At 43.5% G+C, this 12,964-nt stretch carries 13 protein-coding genes; 4 read left to right on the top strand and 9 right to left on the bottom strand.

The genetic code is table 11. The annotated features are described in order from the left end of the window. Window positions 1–4: 4 nt before the first annotated feature. The 5 genes from AB4Z45_RS08160 to AB4Z45_RS08140 all read right to left on the bottom strand — a co-directional run bounded on the left by AB4Z45_RS08160 (window position 5) and on the right by AB4Z45_RS08140 (window position 6,035). Window positions 5–1,807, bottom strand: a complete 1,803-nt coding sequence (locus AB4Z45_RS08160; RefSeq protein ID WP_441908653.1) for a sensor histidine kinase — start codon at window positions 1,805–1,807, stop codon at window positions 5–7. Between the two features lie 176 nt (window positions 1,808–1,983). Then, window positions 1,984–3,000, bottom strand: a complete 1,017-nt coding sequence (locus AB4Z45_RS08155) for an HD-GYP domain-containing protein (protein ID WP_441908652.1) — start codon at window positions 2,998–3,000, stop codon at window positions 1,984–1,986. A gap of 227 nt (window positions 3,001–3,227) precedes the next feature. Next, window positions 3,228–5,144 (bottom strand): ribosomal protection-like ABC-F family protein, encoded by a 1,917-nt coding sequence (gene abc-f, locus AB4Z45_RS08150; protein ID WP_441908650.1) that lies wholly within the window; start codon window positions 5,142–5,144, stop codon window positions 3,228–3,230. A gap of 106 nt (window positions 5,145–5,250) precedes the next feature. Beyond that, window positions 5,251–5,394 (bottom strand): hypothetical protein, encoded by a 144-nt coding sequence (locus AB4Z45_RS08145; protein WP_179089924.1) that lies wholly within the window; start codon window positions 5,392–5,394, stop codon window positions 5,251–5,253. A gap of 170 nt (window positions 5,395–5,564) precedes the next feature. Next, on the bottom strand, window positions 5,565–6,035 hold the full coding sequence (locus tag AB4Z45_RS08140; RefSeq protein ID WP_441909073.1) for a GNAT family N-acetyltransferase: 471 nt from the start codon (window positions 6,033–6,035) through the stop codon (window positions 5,565–5,567). Window positions 6,036–6,148: 113 nt separating this feature from the next. Here AB4Z45_RS08140 and AB4Z45_RS08135 point away from each other — a divergent pair, with 113 nt between their 5' ends. Continuing rightward, entirely contained in the window at window positions 6,149–6,685 is a 537-nt protein-coding gene (locus tag AB4Z45_RS08135; protein ID WP_441908648.1) for a superoxide dismutase family protein, read from the top strand. Window positions 6,686–6,764: 79 nt separating this feature from the next. Here the strand turns inward: AB4Z45_RS08135 and AB4Z45_RS08130 are convergent, their stop codons facing one another. Together AB4Z45_RS08130 and AB4Z45_RS08125 are read right to left on the bottom strand one after the other, a co-directional pair. Beyond that, entirely contained in the window at window positions 6,765–7,589 is an 825-nt protein-coding gene (locus tag AB4Z45_RS08130; protein WP_441908647.1) for a TrmH family RNA methyltransferase, read from the bottom strand. Between the two features lie 8 nt (window positions 7,590–7,597). After that, complete coding sequence (locus tag AB4Z45_RS08125; RefSeq protein ID WP_076271060.1) at window positions 7,598–8,320, bottom strand: potassium channel family protein; 723 nt, start codon at window positions 8,318–8,320, stop codon at window positions 7,598–7,600. Between the two features lie 79 nt (window positions 8,321–8,399). On the opposite strand from AB4Z45_RS08125, the gene sspI reads away from it, so the two are divergent. Beyond that, on the top strand, window positions 8,400–8,633 hold the full coding sequence (gene sspI / locus AB4Z45_RS08120) for a small acid-soluble spore protein SspI (protein WP_144376885.1): 234 nt from the start codon (window positions 8,400–8,402) through the stop codon (window positions 8,631–8,633). Here sspI and AB4Z45_RS08115 read toward each other — a convergent pair. Both AB4Z45_RS08115 and AB4Z45_RS08110 read right to left on the bottom strand, forming a co-directional pair. Continuing rightward, window positions 8,627–9,832 carry an alpha-D-ribose 1-methylphosphonate 5-triphosphate diphosphatase gene (locus tag AB4Z45_RS08115; RefSeq protein ID WP_441908645.1) on the bottom strand — a complete coding sequence of 402 codons (1,206 nt, stop codon included), beginning with the start codon at window positions 9,830–9,832 and terminating at the stop codon, window positions 8,627–8,629. The two genes, sspI and AB4Z45_RS08115, sit on opposite strands and share 7 nt — an antisense overlap. Before the next feature lie 233 nt (window positions 9,833–10,065). After that, window positions 10,066–10,623 (bottom strand): GbsR/MarR family transcriptional regulator, encoded by a 558-nt coding sequence (locus AB4Z45_RS08110; protein WP_339207472.1) that lies wholly within the window; start codon window positions 10,621–10,623, stop codon window positions 10,066–10,068. A gap of 240 nt (window positions 10,624–10,863) precedes the next feature. Between AB4Z45_RS08110 and AB4Z45_RS08105 the strand changes: the two genes are divergently transcribed. Continuing rightward, window positions 10,864–12,072 carry a quaternary amine ABC transporter ATP-binding protein gene (locus tag AB4Z45_RS08105; RefSeq protein WP_441879374.1) on the top strand — a complete coding sequence of 403 codons (1,209 nt, stop codon included), beginning with the start codon at window positions 10,864–10,866 and terminating at the stop codon, window positions 12,070–12,072. Further along, window positions 12,059–12,895, top strand: a complete 837-nt coding sequence (locus tag AB4Z45_RS08100) for an ABC transporter permease (protein WP_076270998.1) — start codon at window positions 12,059–12,061, stop codon at window positions 12,893–12,895. The genes AB4Z45_RS08105 and AB4Z45_RS08100 overlap by 14 nt, the downstream gene beginning before the upstream one ends. Window positions 12,896–12,964 lie beyond the last annotated feature (69 nt).

The raw sequence follows: 12,964 nt of genomic DNA, 5'->3' as shown, positions 1-12,964 counted from the left end.
ATGCTCACTTTGTCTCATCATAGCTCGTTGGCAAAATAATCGTCACCGTCGTGCCGCCGTTGTCCCCGCGCTTGTAGCTCATTCCATATCCATTGCCAAAATGAAGCTGAATTCGTTGTTGGATGTTACGAATCCCATATCCTAAACTATGATCTGACTTGTCATTGCTTAATAATCGCTCAATTGAGGCATAATCAACTTCCTTATGTCCGTTGTCCTCCACCTTGATCGTAACCCGCTCGCCCTCAACTACGGCCGAAATTTGGATTTCGCCATCCTCACCCATAAATTTAACGCCATGGATAATCGCATTTTCGATAAGCGGCTGCAGCGATATTTTTGGAATCATAATCATTCTTGCGGCATCGGAAATGTTCCAGTGCACTTGAAACTCATATTTGTATCGCTTCTGCTGCAAGYTGACGTAAGCGGATGCATGCTCAAGCTCCTCGTCCAGCAGAATGAGCTCTCTTCCTCTGCTAAGGCCAATTTTCATCAGCTTCGATAAGTCCTTAATCATTTCTGCGGATTCCGCATTGCCTTCAAGCGAGCTCTTCCAGTAAATACTCTCAAGCGTGTTGTACAGTAAATGTGGATTAATTTGCTGGTAAAGCAGCTGGAGCTGCGACTCCTTCTGCTTGATGTCCATATGGTATTTATAATGAATGAGCACATTCAGCCTACGGGCCATGTCATACAAAGCGGCAAAGAGTACGCCGACCTCGTCATTCCGGCCTTTTCCCGGCGTCTCCGGCACTAGCCTGCCTGGCTCATAGGTGCGAACAAACTGCGCCAGCTTCTGAAGCGGCGTCATAAGCGAGCGCCAGAAATAAACAACAACGACGCAGCCGAACAGTATATAAGCAATAGAAATGAGCTGGATGACATGCTTGAGCTCGCTTTGCTGCTTTAATAGCGAGCTGATCGGAATTTGATAGACAAGTTTATTGTTCAAGTTGCGGTTATAATTGACCACATAGATGTAATCAGAGGTCATGACATCAAAAGTGCCGACCGCTTCCATCCCATCCTTAATCTCTGTTGCAGGCGGCAGTACATACGTCTTCCCCATCAGACTTGAATCAGTCGCTGCGAGCACGCGGTTCGACCAATCCATAAACATGATCTTGCCGTCTGGCAGTGAAACGGATTTCAGCGATTCACTAATTTTCATATCCATCTTTGTTGCGACCAAAACGCCAATGATACCGTTTCCAAAAGATACATTGCTAACGGCACGAATATAAGCAAGCGTGCTGATCTGCGATAACCCTACATTTGAATCAATAATTTCCATGTAACCTTTGCTCTTATAACTGACCGCATCATCGTACCAGCTTGGCTTCTCTGCATCGGAGAAAAAATAAACCCCGGTTTGTGTCAACTGACGCTTCGGTGCAAAAAAATAGTAATCATTTGGGTCATAAATATACAGCGAATAATATACGGCTTCTCCTCCATTTAGAGGAATCGAATTACTCGCAAGCAGCTTGTCGACCTTATCGTATTTCCGCACTCTTTCAATCACCGTTTCAGCCCCTGTAGGCACAAGCTGCTGCGTAATTGGATTTTGAATAATCGTCGTCGTTATTTTGCTGATCGTATCCATGTCACGATTAATGACGGTATCGTTTTGTTTAATGAGCTCCACATATGCGCTCGTCACATGGTTTTTGAGCAAATGCTCTGCTTTCATATTGCCGTACCAATGCAGTAGAAAAATCGGACTCACCATCACGAGAAACAAAAGTATCAATTGCTGCTTTATGTTCAATTTTGTCAAAGGATTGCTAAGACCCGATCGCATGCAGGCACCTCCGGTTAATAATTGTACTATAGCAAAAAAAACAGCCAAACAGAGTGGCTAGATCTACCCTTTTCAAAAGGGGCAATGGAGCATAATCGTAGAAATACACATACTTCATACAAAAAAAATGCTGCTAGTCAACAGATGTTGGTTAGCAGCACTTAGGATGGTATATTTTAAGCGATAATAGATTTGATATGTATATTTCTCTCCTGGCTTAAATCCAAGAAATAATCTGCCAGCTTGATAAGAGGCGTCTCAATATTGTGCGGATTGATGTACACGACCTCGCCTTCTCGGCCATCCGTCAGAAGCACTTGTTTGCCGACTAATCGCTTCATCAGGTTTTCAATAAATACCGATATAATTTGCGGGTTAAGAACGCCAAACTTCCCATCTGTCATCTGATTTACAATTTCATGAAAGGATAATGGCTCGTGATAAGGACGCTTGGAGGACATCGCATGAAAAATATCCGCAACTGCTACGATAGAGCTGAATAAATCGATATTTTCCTTTTTCAGTCCGAGTGGATAGCCGTTCCCGTCCTCGCGTTCATGATGCTGAAGCGCAACGCGAGCGATTCGGAGGCTTAAGCCCGTCGTACCCTTGAGCAGCTCATAACCGTAAATGGTATGCTTCTTAATTAATTGGAATTCAACCTCATTCAGCTTGCCCGGCTTGTTTAAAACCTCTAGCGGAAGCTTTACTTTGCCAACATCATGCAGGGTAGCAGCAAGCGACAAAATCGAAAGCTCTGAATTGTCCAGATTCATCCATCTTCCGATAAGCGTCGATATGACGCCCACACCTACGTTATGCTCATATACATAATCATCCTTGGCCTTCACCGCTTCGAATAATTCGAAAATATCCTGATTTTTGGATAGCTGCAAAATAGCTGGCAGCACCTCATTGCGAATCTCCATTAACGGGACCTTACGTGATACTAATATCGATTCAAAGAGCTCTTTTGAGATATTCACCGTTTGCTGAACAAGCTCACCAATTTGAATGCTTGGTTGCTGAATCGGCTTATCCTCATAAGCAAGGGCAATCGATGATAAATCTATCCGATGGTTTATTAATATTTGTATTGATTCACGAGTCAGAACAGAGTCAGCAGGTACAATCGTAACGCCATAAGCGTTCAAAATATCATATTTCATTTTTTTCCCGATCAACTGTTCCATGACTTCACTCCCTCGGACTTGACGTTTCCAACTTTTAGTTTACCATATCTTATTTAGGAAGGGTCTATTAAAATTAGAAAGATGAGAATACATAGAAAAAGCCAACGGATTAGGAAGGCTAATCCGTTGGCTTTTTCAGAATCAAATCCTGTACAGCTATCTTAAAATCCATCATAAAACAATAAATATTGATCTGTATTCGCTTTAGTTTATCAGCATTTTATGAATTATAGTTCCAACCATACTTCCATTAGCTGATCCAGCTGCTTTTGCCGTTCCTCCTGCAAATTCCAAATGGATTCAAGCGCAGCTGGATCATCCATTTCCGCGACTTGCTCCATTTCCATATTGCCCTCTAGCAGGCTTGCTTCAAGCCTCGCAATCTCTTGTTCCAGCTGCTCCTTCGTACGCTCCACTCTTCCACCATGTTTCGGCTTCGTACGCTCAGCTAATTTCCTCGGATCTCGCACAACATAATCTGTTTTAACGGTAACATTGTTCTCGTTCGTTTTATAAGGCTTCCGCTTCGACTTAAAGTCATCATAATTGCCCAAGTAAGTGTGAATGGCTCCCTCATTAAGCTCCCAAACTCGTTTAGCCAGCCGATTGATAAAATACCGATCATGCGAGATCGCCAGCACCGTTCCATCATAGTTTTCCAAAGCTTCCTCCAGCGCCTCGCGGGAGCTGACATCAAGATGATTCGTTGGCTCATCCAGCAGCAATAAGTTCGGTTTTTTGCGAATAAGCAGCGCGAGGCGAAGGCGTGACCATTCCCCGCCTGACAGCAAATGAAGCGGTTTAAATACATCCGTTCCGTAAAACAAATAGCTAGCCAGTATATTCCTTGCCTCGCCTTCCTCTAAACCGCCCTCCGTTTTAAAAAATTCAAGTACGCTGAGCTGCTTATCGTCAACCTTCTCTTCTTGAGCCAAATAGCCGATATGAAGACGGGCTCCTAAGACTAGCTGTCCATCATCTGGCTGAAGCTCGCCAAGCAGCATTTTAAACAACGTCGTTTTGCCTGAGCCATTGTCCCCAACCAGCACAACCTTCTCACCATAGAACAAGCTGCCCTCAGCTTTTTTCAAAATAACCCGATCACCGAATTGTTTAGTTACATTCTCAAAGGTAATTGCCTTACGACCAGAGCGATCAAGCGCTGTAAGCTCGAAATCAGCGGTCTTCGGATCAAGAACTGGTCGTTTAATCATTTCCAGCTTTTCCAAAGCTTTGCGCATGGAAGCGACGCGTTTAAAAAACTTCTCATTGTCGCCGATACGCCCCCATTCCTCCAAGCGCTTAATCGTTTCCTTCATCTTCTTTATCTGCTTCTGCTGCTCTTGAAAATTCGCAAACTGCTGCAAGAGAAGCTCCTCTTTCTCCTTCACATATCCGCTATAGTTTGTAAGAAAGGTTTGTGCTGTACCGTCCTCAAGCTCGATTATTTTGGAGCACACCTCATCAAGAAAATAACGATCATGCGATACAATGACACATGCGCCATCATATTGCTGAATAAATTGCTCCAGCCACTCCATCCCCCGCAAATCCAGATGGTTCGTAGGTTCATCAAGCAGCAGCAAAGCCGGTCGGACAATCAACTGGGAGGCAAGTGCAATCCGCGTTTTCTCACCGCCGGACAGGCTGCCAAAGCTTCGTGAATAAACAGCTCGATCGATACGCAAGCCCGTTGCGACCTGCTCAATTGCCGTATCCATCTCATAACCGCCGCTTCTCTCGAACCTTTCCTGAGCCAGCGAGTATGTTTTCAGCAAACGCTCCAAAGCAGCTGAATCAGCAAGCATTTGCGGACTCGACATCTCTATTTCCATCTGCGTCATCTGATGCTTGCACGCCATTAATTCTTGATAGCCATAAGCCAAAACTTCATACACGGTCAGCTTATCAAATTCGGCAGGTGTCTGCGGCAGATATCCGATTGCCAGCTCCTTCTGTACCGTAAGCATTCCCTCATCTACCTGATCATGACCTGAAATTAGGCGAAGCAATGTCGATTTTCCGCTTCCGTTGCGGCCAATCAACCCGATCTTCTCGCCTGCTTGTATTTGCAGCGTTAGTCCATCAAATATCAGATTTGCGGCGTGGTATTTCTTTATTTCCTGTATATTAACAATAATCATGTGAAGAGCCTCCTGTTAGATGAAGACCCTGACTCTCAAACACAACAAAAAAAGAGCCGCAGCAACAAGCCTGCGACCCTTCGGATGGTAAAGCTATCCGTAGTGGTTAAAGTAGGCGTCTTCTCGCGAATGGTTTAATCGTATGAGCATAATTGGACAGACCTCTCCCGTTCGCGGAAAATGTATGAACAATGCCAGCCATAGCAATCGGCAGCTGGCTAATACGGTTATTGACCATTTCGTGATTCACCTACTTCACCTCCCTTTCATTCATTCTTTTTAAAATAACATAAGGCCAAGTGTTATTGCAATAGCCAAACCAAATTTTGTATTTACAAGGAGTAAGCGTACATGATGTCGAAGATGACATTGTGAAGTATGCTTATATATGGATAGATTTACATATCTTGGGGTGTAGCTTTACAGCTTTTTGATCATTTTAAAATTGTTTAATTTCACACCTCTCCGTTCCACAACTTGTGACTCGACTTCCCGGTATTCATGACGTTCAAAAAATGGTTTTGCTGTTATGCTCGCAACTGTTTTTATCTCATTTACCCCTAGTCGGCCAGCTTCAGCTTCAAGTTTTTTCAATAGGGCTGAAGCTACGCCTCTTCTCTGATAATACTTATGGACATACATTCGATCCAGCTCCCCTCCATAGGTCATATCAGCAAATCCTACAATTTGACTGCTGTTCTCAGCGATAAAAGTAATATTTCGAACCATGGATTCCTTCCAAGCTTCGATTTTTTGGTCTGTCTCATCTTGTGGAGCCCAATCGTTAAGCTGATCTTGTGAATAATGTTGTTTGTTTACTTCATGCACCGTTTCATAGAATAGGGAAACAACCTCACTTATATCCTCTTCAAGGAACCTTCTAATATTAATACTCATTCCTCCATTTGGATTTTTATGTATAAAAGTAATCATTTTGCACACTATAAGCATATTGCCGTTTTCTATGCGGTCAAAAACAAAAACATGATGAATGGGAGAATACGATGAGAAAAATATCTATGTTAGTCTGTCTGCTATTCCTGACCCAAACATTTGGAATTGTATTAGCACATCCAAATCCAAATGCTGAACCTGCTGGAGTACTTGTCACTATAATTAACAGCGAAGGCCAAAATATTGGATCCGCTCAGCTCACCCAAAAAGCTGACAAAGTATATTTGCACATTGAAGCGGAGAAGCTTCCTCCAGGCAAGCACGGTATTCACTTTCACAGCATGGGAAAATGCGATACTCCTGATTTCAAAACAGCTGAAGCTCATTTCAATCCAGTGAACAAGCAGCATGGCTTTAACAATCCAAAAGGCTACCATAACGGTGACCTCCCCAATATTACGGTAGGCGCCGATGGCAAAGTGAAGGCTGATATCGTAAGCAGCGATGTGACGCTCTTGAAAGGCAAACCAAATTCCTTATTAAAGGACGGCGGCACATCCATTATCATCCATGAAAAAGAAGATGATTATGTTACCGATCCATCCGGAAATTCTGGCAATCGTATCGCTTGTGGGGTTATCCAATAAGCTAGCGTGAAAAACGAGAGGCTGTCACAAGGTAATAACCTTGTAACAGCCTTTTTTTGATCTCGATATTTATTTGTATTTATTTGTTATAAGCTCGCTGACGCAAGCTTTCGTAAAGCAAAACCGTTGCTGCCATCGCTACATTTAACGACTCTGCTTGTCCAACCATCGGAATAATGACCGATTCGTCCACGAGCGCGCGAACTTCAGGAGACAGTCCTTCTGATTCGCTGCCCATCAGCAGCCATGTTGACTGTGTCCAGTCGTAGCCATAGCAGGTATGCTCTGCTTGTAGGCTTGTCCCAATAAGCTTCATGCCTTTTGCTTTCGCTTCGGGCAGCAGTTCTTTTAAATCCGCTTCTATAATAGGCAGATGGAATAAAGAACCCATCGTAGATCTTACGGTTTTCGGATTGTAGAGGTCCACGCAGCCTTTGCCCAAAATAACAGCATCTGCGCCAACCGCATCCGCGCTGCGGATGATCGTTCCCGCATTTCCAGGATCTCGTACGCCGTCAAGCACAACGACAAGCCCGTTTTTGCGATATAATGCCTCTTTATGTACGGACAGCTTTGACAAAATAGCAAATACAGGTGGAGGCGTATCCGTTCCTGTGCATTTTGACATGACCGATCGTGAAGCTTGAACCCACTCCAAACCGAGTGTTGCCTCCGTATCATTCGTTTCTCGCTCCAGCTTAAGCTCTGCGGGAATACCACGTTCTGCATCATAAACAATCGTCGTTACTTTTGCTGTACCTCTCAGCGCTTCCAATACGAGATGAACGCCTTCAATTAGGAATTGGCCGCTGCGATCACGGTATTTTTTGTCTAGCAGCGATGCCCACTGCTTGACTCTGTCATTTTGTACAGATGATAGCAAAGAATCAAAATTTTCATTCATAGTTTGATTTAACCTTCCGAATATGCAATTTCTAAATTTGTTAGATCTGAGTTTTTACCTACAATAACAAGAATATCATCCCTGCCAATTAAATCGTCCGCATATGGAGCGATGTTCATGGTAGAGCCCGTTTTGATAGCCATAACATTACATTTATACTTCGCCCTAATATCGAGCTTCTTCAAGCTTTGTCCAATCATTGGCTCGGGAGCTTTAATTTCAATGATGCTATAATCGTCTGATATCTCGATATAATCGAGAATGTTAGGCGACACAAGATGATGCGCAACGCGCAGGCCCATATCCCGTTCAGGAAAAACCACCTTATCGGCACCAATTTTGCCTACAACTTTACCATGAAGCTCGTTTTGAGCTTTGACGATTAACGTTTTTACGCCTAAATCCTTCAAAATGAGCGTCGTCAAAATGCTTGACTGAATGTCCTGTCCTATCGCAACGACAACAACATCAAAATTCCGAATACCGAGCGCTCGAAGCGCTTCCTCATCCGTTGAATCAGCGGATACCGCATGAGTTACAAAATTAACGACTTCTTGTACACGCTGTTCGTTCGAGTCAATAGCTAATACCTCAAAGCCCATATCTGTCAAAGCTTTTGCAATGCTGGAGCCAAAACGCCCCATTCCAATTACTGCGTATTGCTTCTTTGCCATCGATACATAATCCTCCTTACGCGGATGATTGCTGCAGTTATTTAGACAGTATACCATAGCTTGCTCATTCGGATGAAAGAAGCATGCACTGGACATAGTAAATAAGTAAATCCCAATGGGCAGGAGGCTGTTTAGCTTGAAAGAAATTGATCTGCGTCAAGCAATCGTTATGCGTGTGCAGGATAACTCTGCGAAAGATCTATCGGAAGTAATTGAAGACTCAATTGGCGCGGATGAGCGTGCTTTGCCGGGGCTTGGTGTACTTTTTGAGATGATCTGGCAGCAATCCACTGAGCTAGAGCAAGAGCGAATGGTTGATTCCTTATATAGGCATCTTCATCATTCTGAGCATGCTAATCCGTCTCAGTAACGCACAGCTGCAGAATAAACAATTTGGCCTCCGATAATGGCAGCTGTTACCCAAGGCAGGCCATCATAACGATCCACAATAATTAAATCCGCTGCTTTGCCAAGCTCTATGGAACCAATGTCACCATCCACGCCCAATGCCTGCGCTGGATGTAATGAGACCATCCGTACCGCAGCTGGCAAAGCGGCAATCCCTTCATCTGCAAGCTTAAACACAGCTGCCAGCATAGAAGATGGATGATAGTCTGAGCATAAAATATGGGCAGCGCCAGCAGCAATTGCATCGACCGCCTTTAAATTGTTGTCATGAGACGCGCCTCTAACAACATTAGGAGCACCTACGCAAACACGAAGCCCTCGCTTAGAAGCATATTTTGCCGTAACCATATTAATTGGAAACTCACAGACAGAAACCCCATAATCAAGCGACTCATCTACCTTCTCCACCGAATCATCGTCATGTGAGGCAACGGCTATGCCAGCTTTAGCTGCTAGTTTGCTCAGATTCTTCAAATGGCCACCGTTTACCAGTTGCCTTTGCTGAATGAGATTATCAACAATTGCACGAACCTCTACCACGCCTACACCCTGATTCTTCATTACATAACGCTCAAAAGAGCCGGGCTCACGATATTGGCCTTGCCCGGGCGAATGATCCATAAAGGATATATAATCAATCGCTTTCTCATTCAAAAAACGTTCAACTATTGGCATGCCTGCCAGATGTGATACCTCAAAGCGCAAATGTATTCGATTGCGAATCATCGATCGTTTATTGCGGTAGCTGTTAATCTGCTCAATCATCCCCGTTAGCAAATGATCTCCTCGCAAACTAAGCCCTACGCCAAGCGATAATGAATGATACATCGTAGTTATGCCATGCACCGGCAGCTTCCGTTCAAACTCCAGCAATGCCATATCCAAAGGAAACAATGTATTGGGACGCGGCTGCACTTCTTTCTCAATCGCATCGCAATGAATGTCAATTAGGCCTGGAAGTATGTACTGCTGCTTTGCATCTATGTTTATAGACTTTGGGTGCAGCTTTATCCAATTGCTGATTGCCAGTTCATCGTGCAGCACGGCAGTTATTCGCCCATCGATAATAGCAATTGCCCCGTCATCCATTTGGCCAGGCAAAACGATCTTTCCGTTTGTAATGATCATAGGCGCAGTGCTGGCTCTCAAGCGATTATCCATCGATATACACTTCCCCCGCTCTAAAATGATTGTAATGATTTTACCATATTTTACTTATAAAAACATACCTAGGAGTTAGATCCTTGATATTTGTAAAAAATACATTAATTCCTCTTTTATGCAGTTCCAAAGCCTCTATATTATGCTCGAAACAAGCAAAAAAACCGCAAGAATAATTCCTCGCGGCTTTGAAGCATAATAAAGGCAACAAGCGTTGCCTTCCGTTTCTCATTTTATTCTTCAAGAGGTATCAGCTTGTAAATATCTCCATTTTCAAAAGAATCGATTAAACGATCCAGCCATTTGTAATATTTTAAAGCCTCATCAATCTTTTGTGTATCATTATCAAGCACATCAAGGAAAGCTTGTTCGCTTTCGTATTGAAGCTTTAGAGCATCAATTTCCTTCATTGATCGGTTTAGGGCACTCATATTTTGCTCGACAGCTTTTCTCCATTTAATGGAGAAGTAGTCAGTAAAGTTTTGATGCCAGTTCGGCTCTACTTCATATAAGTCTTTTCTTGAGCCTTTTCCCCATACTTTATTTATCATCTTCAGATCATGCAGCGTACGCATGCCAGTACTCATTGAAGTCTTGCTCATGCCCATCGTCTGGCTCATCTCATCAAGTGTAACTGGCTCACGATTAAAGTACATATTGCCGTACAAATGACCAATGGATAACGTAATGCCGTACAAATCCATGTTTTCACCTATTGATTCAATGACGCGGCGCCTTGCTTTATGCAGCTTGGTTAGCTGCTCATCTGTTAATGCTGCAAGCTCATTCATGTCGTTCCTCCTGAGGAGTGTCTTTCCCCCTATCATTCTTACATCAATTATTGTAATCAAATGACCATCCATATGTAAAGAACACGTTTGATACGAAAAAGGGAGTTATCCAGAGTATACAGTATGTAAAGTTCGTAAAGTTATAACTGTACGTAGTATACAGAGTCTCACGCCTTTTGACCATAACAAACATAACCAACTAAACTTATGGGAGTCGAAATATTCCAAAGGGGGCACAACATGGCGATTATAGAAGCCAAGAGGCTGACCAAAATTTTCGGAACAGATCCGAAAAAGGCGATCCCGCTGCTGGATAAAGGATGGTCTAAAGAGAAAATTTTTGCAGAAACAAAGCTTACGGTTGGGGTGAACCAAGCAAATTTCTCGATTGAAGAGGGACAAATATTTGTTATTATGGGCTTGTCCGGTAGCGGCAAGTCGACACTTGTACGTCTTCTCAATCGATTAATTGAACCTACTCTAGGTCAAGTCCTGTTTAACGGGACAGATGTTCTTAAGATGTCACCAGAGCAGCTGCGGCAATTTAGAAGAAAAAATGTAGGTATGGTATTTCAGAAGTTCGCACTGTTTCCGCATCGCACCGTTATTCAAAACATTGAATACGGACTAGAGGTACAGGGCATCGATAAGAAAAAACGCAGAGAAATGGCGATGCATTCGCTAGAGCTTGTTGGATTAAAAGGATGGGCAGACAGCTATCCTGACCAATTAAGCGGCGGTATGCAGCAGCGCGTTGGACTAGCAAGAGGACTTGCCAACGACCCGGATGTTCTGCTTATGGATGAAGCATTTGGCGCACTCGATCCTTTAATTCGGAAGGATATGCAGGATGAGCTGCTTGAGCTTCAATCCAAAATGAAGAAAACAATTGTTTTCATTACCCATGACTTAAATGAAGCACTGCGGATCGGTGATCAAATCGCTTTGATGAAGGACGGAAGCATCGTCCAAATCGGATCACCAGAAGAAATATTGATGCAGCCAGCGAACAAATATGTTGAGCGTTTCGTGGAGGATGTTGATTTATCCAAAGTATTTACAGCATCACATGTCATGATTAAGCCTGAAACGATAACGATCGAGAAAGGTCCGCGTGTTGCTTTGCAATTTATGCGTGACCGCGGAGTATCGAGCCTTTACGTTGTCGACAAAGGTATGCGCCTGCTTGGCGTTATAACGGCAGAAGAAGCGGCGAATGCAATTAAAAACGGCCAAAAGCTTGAAGATGCAATGGAGCGAGAAGCACCATTCGCACAGCCGGATACGCTGCTTAATGAGTTGTTTGAATTAATGAGTAATTCGAAATTCCCCATTTCCATTATTGATGCAAACGGGCGCCTTAAAGGCATCGTCATCAAGGGCGCGGTTCTAGCCGCATTAGCTGGAAATTCCGTATTAGAGGCTGGTGAACGTATTGAATCTACCTAAAATCCCATTAGCTGACTGGATCGAATGGCTGGAGGCTTGGTTTGAAGCTCATTTCGACCCTTTTTTTAAATTAATACGCACAGTTGTCGGCGAAACTGTAAATGGCTTGGATGTCGCTCTCAATTGGTTTCCAGCGCTAGTGCTTATTTTGATATTCACTATTTTGGCTTGGCTTATCGGCAAGTGGAAAATGGGAATATTCACACTTATCGGATTGTTAATCATAGAAAATCTCGGCTTATGGAGCCAAACGATGCAGACACTAGCGCTCGTTTTGACTGCAGCCTTCATATCCGTGCTGATTGGCGTTCCTATTGGAATTTTGTGTGCTCGCTACACCAATTTCCAAAAAATCATTACACCATTGCTTGATCTTATGCAGACGATGCCAGCCTTCGTTTATTTGCTCCCAGCTGTAACGTTCTTCTCCTTGGGTGTTGTTCCTGGCGTGATCTCTTCGATTATTTTTGCAATCCCGCCAACGATACGATTAACGAATCTTGGCATTCGCCAAGTCCCTGCCGAATTAGTAGAAGCAGCAGATGCCTTCGGCTCTACGCCAACGCAAAAATTGTTCAAGCTGCAGCTCCCTATTGCCATGCCAACCATTATGGCCGGCATTAATCAGACCATTATGTTGTCACTATCGATGGTTGTCATTGCATCCATGATTGGTGCACAAGGCGTAGGAGCTTATGTATATCGTGCAGTGACGCAAGGAAATACCGGCGTTGGGTTTGAAGCTGGTCTTGCTATTGTTATATTAGCCATTATTTTAGACCGACTGACCCAACAAATTATTCGTAAAAGCAAAACCACTTAAACTAATTTATAAACGTTAAGCGCATGCTCAATGCTAGTTTGCTGCGCAAAATTTAAGCGTATGCTTACG

The sequence above is a fragment of the Paenibacillus sp. MCAF9 genome (assembly GCF_052114265.1).
Taxonomy (GTDB): domain Bacteria; phylum Bacillota; class Bacilli; order Paenibacillales; family Paenibacillaceae; genus Pristimantibacillus.
The sequence above is the reverse complement of the archived record's forward strand: the minus strand, read 5'-3'. Positions and strand labels throughout refer to the sequence as shown.

Excerpts from the sequence above, each read along its gene's own strand:
- abc-f (WP_441908650.1), bottom strand. The coding sequence starts at position 5,144 with ATGATTATTGTTAATATACAGGAAATAAAGAAATACCACGCCGCAAAT.
- AB4Z45_RS08115 (WP_441908645.1), bottom strand. The coding sequence starts at position 9,832 with ATGGATAATCGCTTGAGAGCCAGCACTGCGCCTATGATCATTACAAAC.
- AB4Z45_RS08110 (WP_339207472.1), bottom strand. The coding sequence starts at position 10,623 with ATGAATGAGCTTGCAGCATTAACAGATGAGCAGCTAACCAAGCTGCAT.
- AB4Z45_RS08105 (WP_441879374.1), top strand. The coding sequence starts at position 10,864 with ATGGCGATTATAGAAGCCAAGAGGCTGACCAAAATTTTCGGAACAGAT.
- AB4Z45_RS08125 (WP_076271060.1), bottom strand. The coding sequence starts at position 8,320 with ATGGTATACTGTCTAAATAACTGCAGCAATCATCCGCGTAAGGAGGAT.
- AB4Z45_RS08130 (WP_441908647.1), bottom strand. The coding sequence starts at position 7,589 with ATGAATGAAAATTTTGATTCTTTGCTATCATCTGTACAAAATGACAGA.
- AB4Z45_RS08135 (WP_441908648.1), top strand. The coding sequence starts at position 6,149 with ATGAGAAAAATATCTATGTTAGTCTGTCTGCTATTCCTGACCCAAACA.
- AB4Z45_RS08155 (WP_441908652.1), bottom strand. The coding sequence starts at position 3,000 with ATGGAACAGTTGATCGGGAAAAAAATGAAATATGATATTTTGAACGCT.